The organism is Prosthecobacter sp. (assembly GCF_029946185.1).
In the GTDB taxonomy this organism is placed as follows: Bacteria; Verrucomicrobiota; Verrucomicrobiia; order Verrucomicrobiales; family Verrucomicrobiaceae; genus Prosthecobacter.
The window spans coordinates 47,325-63,117 of sequence record NZ_JAQSEA010000029.1; the positions used below are offsets into that span (position 1 = coordinate 47,325).

13 protein-coding genes are annotated in these 15,793 nt (G+C 52.7%); 8 read left to right on the plus strand and 5 right to left on the minus strand.

Features of this window, described 5'->3' with window-relative positions; translation table 11 throughout:
- Position 1 precedes the first annotated feature (1 nt).
- Positions 2-1,165, minus strand: coding sequence for a glycosyltransferase (locus PSV43_RS01680; protein ID WP_300193025.1), 1,164 nt, complete (start codon positions 1,163-1,165; stop codon positions 2-4).
- Positions 1,166-1,168: 3 nt separating this feature from the next.
- Positions 1,169-2,356, minus strand: a complete 1,188-nt coding sequence (locus PSV43_RS01685; protein WP_300193027.1) for a hypothetical protein — start codon at positions 2,354-2,356, stop codon at positions 1,169-1,171.
- 166 nt (positions 2,357-2,522) lie between these two features.
- Here PSV43_RS01685 and PSV43_RS01690 point away from each other — a divergent pair, with 166 nt between their 5' ends.
- Genes PSV43_RS01690 through PSV43_RS01700 form a run of 3 tightly spaced genes read left to right on the plus strand, consistent with a single transcriptional unit; the run spans position 2,523 to position 5,645 of the window.
- Positions 2,523-3,554, plus strand: a complete 1,032-nt coding sequence (locus tag PSV43_RS01690) for a glycosyltransferase (protein ID WP_300193029.1) — start codon at positions 2,523-2,525, stop codon at positions 3,552-3,554.
- A gap of 37 nt (positions 3,555-3,591) precedes the next feature.
- Positions 3,592-4,818, plus strand: a complete 1,227-nt coding sequence (locus PSV43_RS01695) for a glycosyltransferase family 4 protein (protein ID WP_300193031.1) — start codon at positions 3,592-3,594, stop codon at positions 4,816-4,818.
- Between the two features lie 5 nt (positions 4,819-4,823).
- Entirely contained in the window at positions 4,824-5,645 is an 822-nt protein-coding gene (locus PSV43_RS01700; RefSeq protein ID WP_300193033.1) for a class I SAM-dependent methyltransferase, read from the plus strand.
- 35 nt (positions 5,646-5,680) lie between these two features.
- On the opposite strand, the gene PSV43_RS01705 is transcribed toward PSV43_RS01700, so the two are convergent.
- Both PSV43_RS01705 and PSV43_RS01710 read right to left on the minus strand, forming a co-directional pair.
- Positions 5,681-6,817 (minus strand): endonuclease/exonuclease/phosphatase family protein, encoded by a 1,137-nt coding sequence (locus PSV43_RS01705; RefSeq protein WP_300193035.1) that lies wholly within the window; start codon positions 6,815-6,817, stop codon positions 5,681-5,683.
- Positions 6,818-6,908: 91 nt separating this feature from the next.
- Entirely contained in the window at positions 6,909-7,316 is a 408-nt protein-coding gene (locus tag PSV43_RS01710; protein ID WP_300193037.1) for a hypothetical protein, read from the minus strand.
- Between the two features lie 533 nt (positions 7,317-7,849).
- On the opposite strand from PSV43_RS01710, the gene PSV43_RS26100 reads away from it, so the two are divergent.
- The 5 genes from PSV43_RS26100 (at position 7,850) to PSV43_RS01730 (ending at position 14,158) form a co-directional block, all read left to right on the plus strand.
- On the plus strand, positions 7,850-8,140 hold the full coding sequence (locus PSV43_RS26100; RefSeq protein WP_345784643.1) for a PLDc N-terminal domain-containing protein: 291 nt from the start codon (positions 7,850-7,852) through the stop codon (positions 8,138-8,140).
- Positions 8,141-8,203: 63 nt separating this feature from the next.
- Positions 8,204-9,919: a hypothetical protein gene (locus PSV43_RS01715; protein WP_300193039.1), complete on the plus strand. Its 1,716-nt coding sequence runs from the start codon at positions 8,204-8,206 to the stop codon at positions 9,917-9,919.
- A 69-nt stretch (positions 9,920-9,988) separates the two neighbouring features.
- Positions 9,989-10,909 (plus strand): hypothetical protein, encoded by a 921-nt coding sequence (locus PSV43_RS01720; protein WP_300193041.1) that lies wholly within the window; start codon positions 9,989-9,991, stop codon positions 10,907-10,909.
- Positions 10,910-11,177: 268 nt separating this feature from the next.
- Positions 11,178-11,762 (plus strand): polysaccharide biosynthesis/export family protein, encoded by a 585-nt coding sequence (locus PSV43_RS01725; RefSeq protein WP_300193043.1) that lies wholly within the window; start codon positions 11,178-11,180, stop codon positions 11,760-11,762.
- Positions 11,763-11,878: 116 nt separating this feature from the next.
- The gene (locus PSV43_RS01730; protein ID WP_300193045.1) at positions 11,879-14,158 is read left to right on the plus strand and encodes a polysaccharide biosynthesis tyrosine autokinase; all 2,280 of its coding nucleotides are present in this window, start codon (positions 11,879-11,881) and stop codon (positions 14,156-14,158) included.
- 48 nt (positions 14,159-14,206) lie between these two features.
- On the opposite strand, the gene PSV43_RS01735 is transcribed toward PSV43_RS01730, so the two are convergent.
- The gene (locus PSV43_RS01735; RefSeq protein WP_300193047.1) at positions 14,207-15,613 is read right to left on the minus strand and encodes an O-antigen ligase family protein; all 1,407 of its coding nucleotides are present in this window, start codon (positions 15,611-15,613) and stop codon (positions 14,207-14,209) included.
- Positions 15,614-15,793: the final 180 nt, after the last annotated feature.

A 15,793-nucleotide genomic window follows, 5' to 3' on the forward strand; every position in this document is an offset into this window, starting at 1 on the left:
ATCAGGCGAGGTGATTGGTGAGCAGGTCGAGATATTGCCGCGAGCAATTTTCCCAGGAGAAGGATTGCATTGATTCATGCAGTCCCATTTCATCCGGCGAATTCTGCAGCGCATCCATGAGGGCTGACGCGTAGGCCTCGGCATCGCGCGATGGAACCAGGAATCTGCGTCCCAAGATCGGTTCGATGATCTCAGCAATCCCGCCGACATCCGTGCACACTGGAACACGTCCGCATGACAATGATTCCAGCACTACATTGGGAACGCCCTCGTTGTGGCTCGTCATGCAGATGGCATCGGCAGCCTGCATCCAACGTGCAACTTCAGAAGGCTGCTGACGTCCGAGAAACAGAAGCCGGCTGGAAATGCCCAAAGCTTCCGCCTGGCTACGCAGCGCACTTTCTAAAGGACCGCCACCGATCAACGCCAGTTTGATGGGGTTACTCGTTCGGGCGACGACCAATGCAAAGGACTGGAGCAGCAGATCAAGCCCCTTCACGGGAAGAAAATTGCCCACGAACAGCAGCAACTGCTCATCCGGCGGCAGTTCAAGTCCTCGGCGTGCGGCATGCCGAGGCACGGGCCTGAACGTATGAACGTCCACGCCGTTATAGATCGTCTGCACGCCACCAAGCCGGGCACCATGGCTGATCAATCTCTTTTCCAAATCATTGCTGCGGGTGACAACGGACTTCACCCTCTTCGTCATCGCCACAATGGCGCTGCGCCGCATGGGCATGTCTAGATACTGATGCGCATCTGATCCCTGAGCCACGGCAACAACAGGAATACTTTTCTTTGCAGCAACAAGCGAAACCGCACAGGCATCCGGAAAGAGCCAGGGCGCAAGGATCGCTTGTGGGTGAAAATCTTCAGGAAGTGAAGTCCATGCTTTGGCAAGAACGCGGGCGAACAGCCAGTGATTCAATCCACCCAGTTTTGGAAGATAGGGCGTCCAGAAGTATTCAGGGTGAAAGCAGACATCTTGAACTCGCGGCCGCTTTGGAGCACGGCCAAAGTGTGTGATCGAAGGGCGGAACGCTAGAACGCGAATCCTCAGGCTGGCATCCAGATCCCGAAGTGCATGCAACAGCGTCACATTATCGAGGCCGCGCCACGGCTCCGCCTCGTCAGGAAACAGATTGGAAACAAAAAGAAGATCCATAGGTCACGCGTTTTGCAGACTCGGGGGCTGACCGTAAATGTAGTCGCGCCACTCACCTGCATTTCCCCTGTTCCCATCTTCCGCCGCGTGGAGAATATTCACCATTTCTCGTGCGCTCACGTAGTGTAATCGGAAGCCAGCACTGGCTGCCAGCGCGGTTAAATCAGTGTGAAACTTACGGCGTGCGTCACCAATCAAGGCTTCATGATTTCGCTCCGGGCCGCCATGGGTGTGAAGTTTCACGAAACGCCAGCCATCCGCCCCGGCCACGCTGATTCCCGCATTTATCCAACCCGTCATGCGTTGTGCAGTCGGAGGATTGACTGAAGTAATATCCGAGTTCTCAACTCGGGGCAACAGGCCCCATTTGCGCCTTTGCCAATCCAGGCCGAGGGGCCCCTGAACCAGCAGCAAGTGATCATCTTTATCACGCAAACCCCGTGTGCCAGATTCACCGTTCGAAACTCGCGTGCCCTGATGATGTGAACAGCCTTTGAGGTTACTACGAGAATAGTAGAGCTGATTGACAATCGGAGTCTGCGTCCGGTGAGGGGCTGAAGGCATGGTGAAATCCGCATAGCAGCCCGTTTGCTTGAGAATGGCGAGCTCCCCCTTCACCCCGCAGCCTTCTCCTTGAGGATCGGAATCGTCCAGCGCCCAGTTGCCGTGAATGAAACCGAACGCGGCCTCTCCGCTCGCGTTTCCGCCCAGCAGTCCGTGCTTGCGCAAATCGGTCTTGCCTTGTGTAAGTAACCTTGCGAAATTTTCGGCGGTGTCATTCTCGTGATGCAGATGCACCTCGACCTCATTCCGAGTCTTCTGGCAAAGCGCCGCCAATGATTGCACGACCTCGGAATCGTACTGCTCAACGGGGTAGAAAAAGGTGTGCCGCGGACCGCTCCCGTCATGATCTCTGTTCGCATCGGTAACGGCGGGAAGACTGTCGTGCCAAGCCTTCATCCGCCGCATGGCCCCGTCCTTGTCCGTGTGATGAAAGGGTTCGAAGTGATCACACACCGCCAGCATGACATCGGTCACAGGCGCCTTGGAACAGCCGATGCTTTGACGCAGCCATGGCAACAACCATTTGTCGAATGCCTTTAACATGGTCGTTCCAAAAGCAGGGCGTTCGGGGATAAGTGCGAAGGTTTGAACATGCCGTTTTTTGCCCCTGATTAGCCCGATGTTCAAGACGCATGTTTACTTTACATGCCACTGCGGTATCTCGAACGCTTCGTTCATGACAGTTTTGCTGGCCATCACTCTTCTTGCCATCGTTTACATCCAAGCCGGATATGCCTGCGGGATGTTTTTTTTGGCGAGATGGCGCCCTCGGAAACCGGTGGCTACACACCCCATGCCAGCCGCAATCAGCATCGTGCTATGCATTCATAACGGCGCGGGTCGCATTCAGGAGCGGCTTAGAAACCTCCATGCATGCGAATGGGATGGTGACCGTGAGTACATTGTGTTCTGTGATGGCTGCGACGATGATTCCGCCGCTCTGGCGGCCAGCACCGAGGTAGGAAATGTTCGCGTTTTGTCACATCCGATCCAGCGGGGGAAGTGGGCGGCGATCAATGATGCGGTTCGATCCGCCCGGCACCCGATCATCATCTTTGCTGACTTACGTCAGTCCTTTCATGCCAGCGCACTGCAAAAGCTCGCAGAAGCATTCAAGGACCCAACCATCGGCGCGGCGAGCGGCCGTCTCGTCATCGCCCAATCTGAGTCGGGTGCCGGCAGGGGCGTGGACATTTACTGGCGAATGGAGACAAAACTCAGGGAGTGGGAAGCTCGTTTCGATTCCGTGATCGGTTGCACAGGAGCCATTTATGCCATTCGCAGGGAGCTTTTCACTGATCTGCCATCGAGCACGATTCTTGATGACGTGGTGGTGCCGATGCAAATAGCGCTGCAAGGCTGGCACGTAGGCTATGCCACTGAGTCCCTTGCCTTTGACCCCCAAGCCCTCGATCCAGACAAAGAGGCCGAGCGAAAGTTACGAACTTTGTTCGGCAACTATCAAATGATGGAGCAGTTTCCGACTTGGCTGTTGCCTTGGCGCAATCGTCTCTGGATCCAGTTGCTCTCGCATAAATACGCCCGGCTTGCAGTTCCCTGGCTGATGGTTGCTGCACTTGCTCTGAATGTGGCCGCGCCCAAATCTCCGCTGATATGGCTGCTGCTGGCCGGACAGGGGCTCTGCTACAGTCTAGGGCTCATCGGTTGTTCTTATAAAGGCCTTCGTTCGCGGTGGATCATGGTGCCGGCTGGCTTCTTGATGCTCCAATGGAATTGTGCCCGTGCTTTGTTCGCCTACTTGCGCTGTCGCCGTGATCCCTTGAGCCTTTGGAAGAAAAAGTCCGATGTTGGACAAGTTGCTTGAGGGACGCCCAAACCACTCTCACTTTGCTTCCCACCGCATGCGCATACTCTGGGTAAAAACAGGACCACTCCTCCCTCTTGACACCGGGGGCAAACGGAGAACCCACGCTTTGCTCACAGAAATGAGCAAAGCGCACCACGTTGTTTATCTCTCTCTTTTACCGGAAGGCGAGATGCTTCATGCGCAGGAAGAAAGTGCTGCTTATGCAGCGGAGAAAATATGGATCCGAACTCACTCCCCCGCGAAGGGTACTCTGAGCTTCTGGTTCGACCTTGCCAAAAGCACGATCTTCACCACGCGTCCCTATGCACTGCAGCGCTACGAAGACCAGGCACTGCATTGTAAGCTGCGCGAACTCTCAAATGATCCATCGTTTGATTTTGTTATTTGTGATTTCTTAGCTCCGGCTCTGAATTTCCTCGGCCTGAGGTTTCGTTGCCCGGTGATTCTTTTTCAGCACAACATCGAGGCCCAGATCTGGCGGCGCCTCGCTGATAGTCAGGCCTCAGCAGTTAAAAGATGGTACTTTGGCATCCAATACAAACGGATGCATCACTGGGAAGCCCGCCTTTCCGCCTTGTTCGAAGGTGTCATCACCGTTTCACCAGAGGATACTGAAATCGCCCGCACGGAATACCAGCTGACCAATGTGCTGGGCCACGTCCCAACGGGTGTCGATGTGGATGCATTCCAACCCGCAGCCCCCAGGGCGCAAGGCCAGCCCTTTGTCATGGGATTCCTTGGCTCCATGGACTGGATGCCGAACATTGATGCGACCCTTTATTTTGTGCAGGACATCCTGCCAGGCGTCAGGGCAAAGCTTCCCGACTGCCGCTTCAAAATCATCGGCCGCAAACCAACCGCAAAAATTCGCGAGCTTGCCACCAACGATCCCGGCATCGAAGTCACCGGCACCGTGGAGGAAGTCCAGAGTCACGTGCAGGAATGTGATGTCATCGTGGTTCCGTTGAAAGCCGGTGGTGGCACCCGCATCAAAATCTATGAAGCCATGGCCATGGGGGTCCCTGTTGTCTCGACCACGATTGGAGCCGAAGGGCTGGCAGTAACTCATGAAGAAGACATCCTCATTGCCGACGATTCAGCAACTTTTGCGGCTCTGTTATTGAGCCTAGCTCACGACCGCAAATTCTCGATGGAATTGGCCCAAAAAGCGCGAAATGCAGTCGAAACGAATCATTCGTGGACGAAGGCCGCTCGCTGCTTCATGGAACTGACCACCCGCTGCAAACCAGCCTCCGTATAAACGCCATGTCTTCCGAAGTTCAACGCACGCCAGAACGCCTCCGCCATCACTTTGAAGTGGAGAGGGAACTTGCTCATCAAATGCGCCAGTCAACGCAAAAGGAGCGAACCGAACTTTTCAAAACTCTTTACACCCAACTGTTTGAACGAGTGCCGGATCACCCGAGACTGACAAGGCGCGAGACGCCGGAGTCCAGCCGTCGGAAGGTCGAATCTCAAATGCGATTGCTTCGTCCGTTCCTCCGCAAAGATTCCGTTTTTCTCGAGTTTGCCCCCGGCGATTGCCGACTTGCTGCGGCTGTTGCCAAAGAGGTTCACAGCGTGGTGGGCGTCGATATATCAGATCAACGTTCAGGGGGAGAGCAATTCCCGGATAATCTCGAACTGATCGTTTATGACGGATATAATCTTGCTGTGGCGGATGCCTCAGTTGATGTCGTCTTCAGCTATCAGTTTCTCGAGCACCTGCACCCCGAAGACGTTGACGCCCATTTTGCGATGGCCCACCGCTTGCTCAAGCCAGGTGGGGTTTATGTCTTCGACACGCCGCATCGTTACTCAGGCCCGCACGACATCTCCCGCCATTTTGGCAACGAGCTTGTCTGCTTTCACTTTCAAGAATGGACCAGCAGCGACATGCGGCATCTTTTGAAAAAACACGGGTTTTCACACTCTTCCGTCTATCGCTTTGGCAAACCTGTTTTCAGCCGCTTTCTCAATCGGGTAAACGACCTCATCGAACTCGCCGTGGGATGGCTGCCAGCCCCACTTCGTCAGAAGATCTCCAGGCGCTTGTTTCCTTCGGTGACCATGTTTGCTCGCGCGTAAGCGGGTGGCCCGCATCCAGACTGCTTTTCCTTTTCTTACGGCTTCGAACTTCCGCCTGTGAGACGCATTCTGGCCATTACAGCCCGATGCTGTGAAGGGCGTTTCTTTTCAGTGAGGCACTCGACCGCCTTCCAATGTCGGTCGTAAAAAATATAATCGATGCGCATCCAGGGGCCGCCCAAACTCAAAGGATTGCGAGTCACCCCGGGAAATGTAAAGCCAAACCCATGCCCGGCCGCCGCGTGGGCGTCGCCCAGTTCCGCAGCCAGCATTCTGTGGATATAGCCAACGTGTGGCGCGTTAAAGTCACCGGCGAGGATGCATGGATTGGCATCTGCGCGCACGGACGCCATGATCTGGCTGGCATCGTTGATCTGCTGGTCCCAAAACGTCTGGTAGTGTCTGCGTTTCTCGGCCCCGGGAGTGCCCGGAACCCCGAGGATACCCCACAGGAAAGCACCCCTCATGTAAAAACCGAGCACATCGCGTGGGGTCATCAAATGCACGACATAGACTGATATGGGCCTGCCGTTCCAATCGATCACAAACCGTGCAGCCCTGGCGCTACCCAAGCTCGCAGCAGGCACCAGAGAGCGGTCTTTAATCGGGTAGCGGCTGAGCAAGGTGAACTCCCCAATATCCGCTGCATGGCCAAACTCGGCATAATCTGGAGAATGCAGAAACCCAGCCGCCCGCCCCCCCGCCTCCTGAAACACCAAGATGTCAGGATGGGTGGCGTTCTTGAACGGCTGCAGGCTTTGGCTCATATTCTGACCTCGGTTGTAGGTCATCACTGAAATTTCATGGGTCTCACCCCCATCCCCCGTCGCCGTAGAGAGCCTGACGAGCGGATAACCCAGCCAGAGCATTAGCAAACATCCCATGGCGATCTGAGCCATCAGACACCGTCGGTAAAACAGCAGCCCGAGCAGCATGAGCGGCGCTAGGGGGAGAAGCCAGAGCGACGGCGGTAGATAAATCAAAAAGGCGGTGGTGATGTTGCGCTCGCCCACGAAGTGCATGGCAAAGCAGAGTCCAGCCCCGAGGACAAAATAGATCACGGTCAGCCATAGCGTGAGGCTGCGAAAAAAACGACCGATCAACTTAAGCAATCCCCCCTGCTCTGCTGCGACAATCAATTTACCACCCAGGCGAGACGCGATGCGGTCCACCTGTCCCATTTGCGTCGCCTGTGTGGGCGCACCGCGCCCGGTCAGGTCAGCAGCAGTGTTTGGGTCTGGGCTGTCGAAAGCCATTGAATCATCATTGGGCGCGTGGCTTCTCCGCTGGCTGGGACCTCGCAGGCGGGCCGCTACCCAGACCAGTCTGCTCTCTCACGACATCAGGAAGCAGAGTATCGCCTGATATCGGCAGGGTGATGGTGGATTCATCCCCGCCTTTCTTCTTCCACTCGGGATTATCGGCGTCCCGCACACTGGTCGGCCCCCGCTTGATGACAGCAAAAGTTACCAAGCAGAAGGCAGTCAGCAGCACCAACATCAAGCAAGACTCAAGAATTGTGAATCCCAATTTACGCTGGCTGGGCTGTGTCGTCATGGGCAAAGTTGGATCAATTCCCTCTCCGCTCCGCATGGTCGCCGCCCTTGGCTTAAATATGACCTGCAAACCTTTTTTAATCTCCCCATGTGAAGGGCGCTTAAAGCGTTTCACGGGTAAGAGATAACGGTTTGCTTTTTACCAGCTCCCGATCGTTGATCGAAGACCGACTCTTCACGCTGAATGTCCTTGGGGATGTAGACTGAAGGAGTAATAGAGTTACCCTGCCCTCCGAAATAATGACCGTTCTGGCTTGCACCGAAAGGGTAAAGGGACGCGCAATTGGTCAATAAAAAAACTGAAAAAAGCGGCAACAGCAACCGTATGTGAGCAGAGGATTCAAGTTTGGACATACCAAAAAAATTAAGCAAGTATTTCTTAAGCACCACGGATCCCAGAAAAATTGTAATCTTCCGCGAGTGACAACAGGCGTCGTTCAAATATATATTTATTCAAATGCTAATTCTCCGAAAACAAGACATTTTATGATTTGCAGCACCCTCGATTCTGCGTTTAGGTCACCGACTTTTGCAAGCTCAGCCCGGAGCGTAACCGAGTATATCCTTAATTGTTATCCCCGACAAAGACGCAGAAACACAAACTGTCAAAGTATACGCTCATTGTGACACCCCATTTTTTGAGATGGCATGCTAACTTTATTAATCAAATTTTTAACCCTTGCGCCCGAAAACGTCAGCAAGGAAGTCTACTGGGCACTCGGCGCTATATATTTCATTTTTATCATCGCTACGATCTTAAGCATTAAGAAAACCACTTCCAGCCTCGCCCTGAAACTGGCATGGATTCTGCTCGTAACTTTTCTACCAGTAATTGGCATCGCTATTTACTGCATCCGCTGCTTGGCATCATCAGACTTTCACTTTCTAAAGCAATTCAGCCCTGCCCCGCCGCAAGGCCCAAAACACTGGAATTCGTGAATTAGACTACAGCCTCAACTCACACCCTTTCTAAATACCCTTCAGAAGAAGACTTCTTTTTTCATGATCACAAATCAACTACCAACAGCTGCCGCTCTGTTTATGGCATTGTTTTGTGCTTGTGCAACACAGTCTGGGGCACAGGATACTATTGTTGAGCCCACGCTACCTACGACCAGAGGAGGACAAGGTTACTTTCCCACCTTGGGAGAAAGCGCTTTGCTCCGAGGCGCTTACAACGCCAGATCTCCTCAGGGAGCAGCCCTGGGCAATGCGGAAGGCCCCGATGCAGGTATGCAAACTGCTTCAGGTCTGTTCCCCTATGAGGATTCGGATCCTGATTTTTACCAGCGAAATCAGAATTTTTTCAGACCCTTGAACCAGACCCTCGGCTGGCTGACTCCGCATGATGCGTGGACAATGCAGTTTAGTCAGATGGATAACAACTCCCTAACGGTAGACGGTAATTTGGGTGGTATTTTCACCCGATCATTTGCGCCAGAACTGGCCACCGTCAAAGCTGGCCCCCTCTATTTCGACCTCTTATGGGTGGGCGCAGGAGCCATATGGTCAGATTATAATGGCAACCTCAATACCACGGGAAACAGAGGAGACGAAGGAGACGGAGTCATTGCCTATGTAGATGTCGGCGTGCGTGGAGTCCTCCGAATTTCCGACTCCCTGTACCTTTCTGCAGTAGCGGATCTCATGTATCTCCCTTTTACAAATCGCTTTGCTCTACAATTTGGCGGAGGGGGCGGAGGACCCGCATTGTTCACCCGTTTAAATTACAGCAAAACCCTAGGTTCTTGGGACGTGCTCTTCTATGACGAATTCATAGGGCAATCGAGCTTAAACTGGTTTTCGTCGGCGACTGTCAACGGATACGACAGGGCGGGCCGTTATTTTTATGGCTTCCAGACACCTGGACCAACCAATTCATTCCAAAACTCAGGTTATGCAAGGTTTGGGAATACCATTGGCATGTCCTTATCGACGCTCGTATTTGACAATTCATGGAGGTTGTGGATTACAGGACGTCATGTGGATTTTTGGCAAGGCTATGAGTTCAGAAATCATGCAAATTTAGAAAACATAGGCGTGGCCTTGGGTTATGAGGGCTCCAAGATTCCGTTCGCACCACGATTTTCTTACGACATGTATGCTTACGGTGGATCCGATAGCGTTATGCATCAATTCTTGTTGAGCTTAACCGGAAGGCTAACAGAAAATCTCAACTGGCTGGGAAGCGTAGGTGATTTCTTCATGACAGGAGCCGGGGCGCGTGGATCGAGTGGGAACCGTTTTATTTGGAATATCGACTTAAGGCATTCACTCACCCAGAACACGACTCAGTCCTTTGGCCTAGGAGAAACCGTTTTCCACAACAATGTCGTTGGCGAAGCGCTCCTGTCAAGATATGCGCAATACAGCATAAACCAACGCCTTAACAGCCGTTCATACGGGAATGCATTCATTCAATACGCGGACAGCGAAACCAACCTTCTCACCATGCAGACCGCCCGGCGAACATCTGTAGGAGTTGCGTTCAATTACCAACCCTTGGATTTTACCCAACTAAATGCATCGATCATCTATGACAAGTTCAGCCAGAGCACGCTTACCGGTGACAGATGGCGCTATATGGTGACTGCTACACAGCAGCTTGGAATGCGTCTTACCGGCAGTTTGTTTTATCAGTATGAAGATTATCAGGTCGACAACCCCGCAAGATTCTCCGAACATCTTATCGGCGTTACGATCAGAAGGTATTTTTAATTTTGCCTGTGAAATCCACCACCGACAAGTTCCTTTTCCATTCTTAACCACTTAGTGTATATAACTCCCATGGACTCACTGCATTCCCCAACTCATTCATTCACACGCTCCGCTGTGTGTCTTTGCACCTGGGTATTATCAGCACTTTCAGTAAGTATCAAAGCTGAAGACTCGCCATCATTGCAAACCAACAAGGATGCGCCTTCAAGTTTCCACAAGTATTTCGGTCAGCGAGTTAACTCCTTTTTGGACGCAGAACGCCAGATTGCCAAACTGGATATCGATGCAGACATGAACCATGATGGCATGATTCAAAACATTGATCCGGCTGATAATGGAGCCTTTGAAGCGACGCCGCCGGGAATGATCTTGGGTGTGGGAGAAATGACCCGTTTCGTCGTCCGTCTGCTGCCTTACCGCGTGGATTTTGAAGGTGAAGTGGTGGTGACATTGGAAGTGGAAGGCATCAATCGTGGAGTCAAATCCGGAGAATTTGCCTCCATGGACGAGGAACTTCAATCCATGGGCCACATACGTGTCTGGAAGGAAAAGGACAAAAAGACACTGCTGCTGGACTCCAGAGATCCTGCAAAACGTGTGGTTGAGTTCACCACCCAGTACAAAACCTACCCCTACAACCTGCCCATGACCGTGCCACGGGCTGTATACGTAGAGGGGGTGAAGCCCTCTCCACAACACATTGGAGACGTCCGCGTGCTTTGCACGGTCTCTCACCGTGCGCTGCAATCTGAGGGCCAACGTGCCAATACGGCCAATGCCACAGCAGCGGCTGCCGCCGAAGTGACTTCGGCCAAACAGCCAGAGCCACAGCCAGTGGCGGAAAGAGTAAATCGCCTCTCCAACATTAAAAGCTTCCGGACGTCATTCGATCACATTCTAGTAACTGTGCAGCCAAAGCCGACCACGAAGCAGTTCATCAATGACAACAACGAAGGTGTCTGGGTTGCCCCTCCAGGATGGACATATTGATCCTGATTGTGGATTCCCACTTCCAGCTATGCTCTCGCAGCTGGAATCCAACCCACCTACCGATTAGGTGTCATTGATCAGAACGACAGCTTTTTCTCACATCTGCTTGATTGCTTGGATGACCTTGCAAAAGTGATATCCAAATCCTATGCCATCTTTTCGCCGCCTCAGTAGCTTTCCTTCCAGTTGTGTGTTTTTGATCGTGTCGACTTTTTCAGCGTGTTCGCATCGAGACCCCTCGTCAGGCGATCTCCCTCCTCTGTCAGGCATGTCTGAAAATGTGGTGCGGACACCAATCGCCAAGGATGTTTTTCTGGCGGGCGACAATCTCGAATTGTTTGTCAAGGAAGATGCGACTCTTAACAACAGCTATCCAGTTCGTGAAGGTGGATACATCGTCATTCCCAGGGCTGGACGCATCTCAGTGTCTGGACTATCCCGTGCCGAGGCGGAAGCTCGGGTTAAAGAAGCCTTGCAAGGAACTCAGTTAACTAAGGCCACCGTATTGGTGGAACGCATGAGCAAGAGCGCCCAGTTCGCTTCAACGCCCGGAGCAGCCTCCACCGTTCCAAAGATCATGGTTTACATCACCGGAGCGGTGAAACAGCCGGGAACCCATTTTGTGCCGAGTTCGGATGGACATTCGCTTGGCATCTACGAGACACTGCTCATCACTGGCGGGTTGGGCCGCCTCGCGCAAGATCAGCGCGTTGAGGTGATGCGAGTGAATGCTTCTGGCAGACGGCAGCGGGCCATCATTGATATTCGCAAAGTGGCCTTGGGGCTTGCTGATGACCCGCCGGTTGGCGAAGGGGATATCATCCATGTGCCGGAAAAGGTGTTCGGCTTTTGACATGACTTTCTCTCTGGCGTGCATTCTATGCGCAGGGGACAACATTGAAAGTCTTCCAACTCATATCTTCACTTAGCAAGTCGCTGTAAGCTTTGCATCACCCTCTACTGCCCCGCATGCCGCCTCCGAACAAAAAGTCAGTCACTGCAGCCCCCAAAGTGGACGGCAACACTTTTTTGCGCTTTCTGCTCAGCTATGAAGATTATTTGATATTGATGCTGCTGTTGTTCAGCTTAGGTCTCTTGGGCGGCCTGATTGGCTTTATTTATACCCGTCCCACTTTTTCGTCCACAGCCTTGCTCCGAGTCAATCAATTCGTGGACAGCTCGCGAACCGCAGAAGGGGGAGGGCGCTCTATCGATTATCACTTGATGCGCTCCATCCTGCTTGAACTGGGCAGTGGGCGTATGGTTCTTGAGGCGAGTAAATCGCTTGGGCTGGCAGACGAATCAACGAGTTATAACAATTTGCGTGAATCGCTGGTGCCAGCGGTTCGCATCGGAATTCTAGATTCGACCCACATTGAACTGGGCATTGTCGGTTTCACACCACGTGTCGTGCGTGAACTGCCAGCAGCCCTCGCGGAGACTTACGAAGCCGTCAGAGTGCGTCAAAGAATCGATTTCCGGGAAAAGGCCATCAAACGCTACGTGGACGAAATTTCCGTCGTTCGAGCCAAAGTGTCCGCTCAGCTCGATACTCAGCTGAAATTTGAAGAAGAAAGTGCGCTGGCGAGTGCGCAGATTGAGCTTGAGCGCCTCAGCAACGTTCCTGTGGAACTGGTCAGAATGCGTTATCGACTCGGAGAGATGGACCGAGTTAATAACATTTTGAATGATCAAAAATCCGTGCTGGGGGAAGTCGGAATGCTGGCCTTGCTGACCAGCCTGCCGGCTGATACCGCGTCCGCTGATCCGCTGAGTTCGGGCACTATTGTACGGAATTCAGGCACATCCACAGCACCGTTTACCTTTTCGAGCCCCACTAAAACCCCCCAAAGCACCCAGGTTGTGGTGCAGCCGGATATGGTAGAAGGTCTCGAGCCCTGGCAAGATCTCGAAAAGAAGAAGCGAACTCTGGAGGAAAAGATGCGACTAACACGCACTAAGTTTCTCGAAGATCATCCGGAGATGATCAAGATGAATGAGGAACTACGGGAGGTGACTTCAGCACTGAATTTGGAACTTGAGGTGGCCCGCAAGTCCTTCTCACTGGAATACGCCCGTACAAAGGAATCCATCAAGACTCTCGAGGAAAAACTGCCTGATTATCATAAAGCCACCAAGTCTTTCGACGAGAAAAAAATGGGCTATGACCTCATGAAAAAGGGGCAGCTTGCTTGGGACAAGGCATACGAGGAGCTCAGCAAGCAAATCGAAGGTCTGCAATTCGGGGGCGATGGCGCGGCGGTTGACATTGAATTCCGAGGATTCATCGAAGTTCGCAGCGAGATCCCTATTTCTCCCAGCAAATCCAAACTGGCCATGATGGGGTGCATGCTGGGCATTGGCCTCGCTGGCGGAATTCCCTATCTGTTCCGACGCTTCAGCACATCTGTTTCAGATCTTAATGAGTTTGAAGTCAGCCTGGGAATTCCCGGCATCGGACTGGTTCCACTTACCGATCCAAAAATTTTGGAGGACATCAATCGTTCACCCACCGTGGGAGCCACCACCCCAAACGCTTTGCTGGAAAACTTTCGACTGATCCGCAGCAGCATTATTCTGAACAAAGGTCCCAAAGGGGACATGCGAGTGATGATGGTGACCAGTGCGCGCCCGGGTGAGGGCAAAACCACGGTTGCTGTCAATACCGCTTGGGCGTTCTCCTCTTTGGGTGAGCGAACCTTGGTGATTGACTGTGACTTGCGGCGCGGGCGTGTTCACAAAGTGGCGGGAATTGTCAATCATCCCGGCATGACGGATTTGCTCACCGGTGCGGCTACAATCGAGCAGTGCATTCAGAAGTCTCCCGCTGACAACTTGTGGCTGATTCCCCGCGGCGCTGTTGTACCTGGCACAACCGAACTGCTCAACACTGCAGTGTTTTCAAATATCCTTGAGAAACTCAAGGGGGCGTTTGACCGCATCGTTTTGGACACCCCTCCCGTGCTGGGTCTCAGTGAAACAGCGTTTTTGCAAAACCATGCTGATGGAGTGGTTCTCGTTGTCAAATCTGACAGCACTCCGAGAAAAGACGTCGAGGACGCCTTTTTTGCGCTCCAAAAACTGGGTGCCCACTTCTACGGGTTTGTCCTCAATCGAGTGGACTTCACCAAACGGGCCAATCACTACTACTATTACTACTACTCATCCAGCTACTACGATTCCAACTGGGAAACCGAGGAGGAAGCCAAGGAGCCGCCGACTAAAAAGGCCTCACCATTCGCCTCATAGCATTCGAACCAAACGTTAGTGAAGCTCGGTGGGAAAGAAGGCTGTCGATTACATGGTTTCGAGAACATAATCCCAAATGGCTAATACGAGCCAAGTGAGACCCGCGCTGGCGGCCAGATCTATCAGATCTAACCGCCTCCAAAAGGGGCGTTTTTCCGCAGAATCGCCCTCGACCTCACCAACGACAGGCAGGCATTGATCATCCTCCACCTGTACGCAGCGCGTAACATCCACCGAAATATCCTCCTCACCCTTCATCAAATCCGCAGACTCTGCTGTCGCCAAAGCATCTTCAGCCTGGCAAAGCCGGTGAATCGAAGCGGCCACAGCGATCAGCAGGAAATACTCCGTGTGATACTGGCGATTAATCATCCAGCTGGAAACCGCATAGGCGCACAGCAGGATCAGCCCGCAGCGGCGGCAGCGTTCTCTGGTATCCATATCGAAGGTAAACGGATAGACCATGACCAGGGTACGCCAAGCCGTCCAAAGTCCCGCAACAAACAAGAAGAGACCATACAAGCCTAGGTCAGCACCGACATGAACATAGCTGGAGTGGGTGCTTTTCGGAATGATTTGTCCTTCCCAGTTAATCAAGGCAACAAATTGCTGCCACCCTTCTCCTGTGCTCTTGGTATCCACCACGTCCCTAGCGATCCTCCAGGCCATCAACCGGCCCATCACTCCCTCTTCAGAGTTGAGGCTGTCCATTCTCGACATTCGAGGAAGAAAGCTTAACGCGGACACCCCTAGGACAGAAGCAGATGAGATGGCAAACAATTTGATAGCCATCGGTCTTCCAATCACGAAAATTAAAACGACCAGTCCTCCTCCAACGAGAAATGAGCCTTTGGACTCGGTGTAATACATACACATGCAGACGAGCACGGCACAGAGCGGGAAATACACCGTTCTGCCATTTAGGCCACCTCTCCAAAAGAACAAAAAGTAACTCAGGGGGATGGCCACAGCAACGGTATGAGCAAGGGCGTTTGGGTTGTCGCACATCCAGGTCCCAATGGCAAGCCTCCCAAAATTTTGATCGGTCATATCCTTAGCACCGGTGATGTCGATCCCGTAAAGACTTGCCACGCCAATTGCCGCCACCGTTACAACCATGATATTCCAAGTTTTCAGAAAGGCTAAAACTCGCTCCCAGTCTGTGAGGGACTGCACGGTGAACACATAGAAGATGACTACCGGCAGGAAGCTTTTGAAGGCATCCATCGAATCAGGCGCGTTCCACACTATGTAGCCGAAATAACCGAGCATCAGCCAGTCGTGAGGTGTCGAAAGCAATTTATGGACAGGCGACCTCTCTTTTCGCACCATCAGTGCAGCAATCCAAGCCAGGATCAATGGCTTAATAACATTGACCCCGATCAGCCCCCCCAACCAATCTTGTGGGCGGATAAAATATAAAAACAAGAAAAACTGAGCGATGCGAAAATCCACAGAAGAGAGAGTGCGGCGTTGAGGTGATACTAGGCAGTGTTTCAAAAACCTCCAAAGACAATATTGGTAGTTATGGACTGCTCGTCTGGTCAAAGCAACGAAGCACCGGCGAAAGCCGCTTAAGCGACGGCTTTTCAACCGTTGTCACACAATCTGCAGAGTTCGCCTGTCAATAGAGCT

Bases quoted from the DNA above. Each gene is read 5' to 3' on its own strand.
- PSV43_RS01695 (WP_300193031.1), top strand. From the start codon at position 3,592: ATGCGCATACTCTGGGTAAAAACAGGACCACTCCTCCCTCTTGACACC.
- PSV43_RS01680 (WP_300193025.1), bottom strand. From the start codon at position 1,165: ATGGATCTTCTTTTTGTTTCCAATCTGTTTCCTGACGAGGCGGAGCCG.
- PSV43_RS01720 (WP_300193041.1), top strand. From the start codon at position 9,989: ATGGACTCACTGCATTCCCCAACTCATTCATTCACACGCTCCGCTGTG.
- PSV43_RS01700 (WP_300193033.1), top strand. From the start codon at position 4,824: ATGTCTTCCGAAGTTCAACGCACGCCAGAACGCCTCCGCCATCACTTT.
- PSV43_RS01690 (WP_300193029.1), top strand. From the start codon at position 2,523: ATGCCAGCCGCAATCAGCATCGTGCTATGCATTCATAACGGCGCGGGT.
- PSV43_RS01730 (WP_300193045.1), top strand. From the start codon at position 11,879: ATGCCGCCTCCGAACAAAAAGTCAGTCACTGCAGCCCCCAAAGTGGAC.
- PSV43_RS26100 (WP_345784643.1), top strand. From the start codon at position 7,850: ATGCTAACTTTATTAATCAAATTTTTAACCCTTGCGCCCGAAAACGTC.
- PSV43_RS01715 (WP_300193039.1), top strand. From the start codon at position 8,204: ATGATCACAAATCAACTACCAACAGCTGCCGCTCTGTTTATGGCATTG.
- PSV43_RS01725 (WP_300193043.1), top strand. From the start codon at position 11,178: ATGTCTGAAAATGTGGTGCGGACACCAATCGCCAAGGATGTTTTTCTG.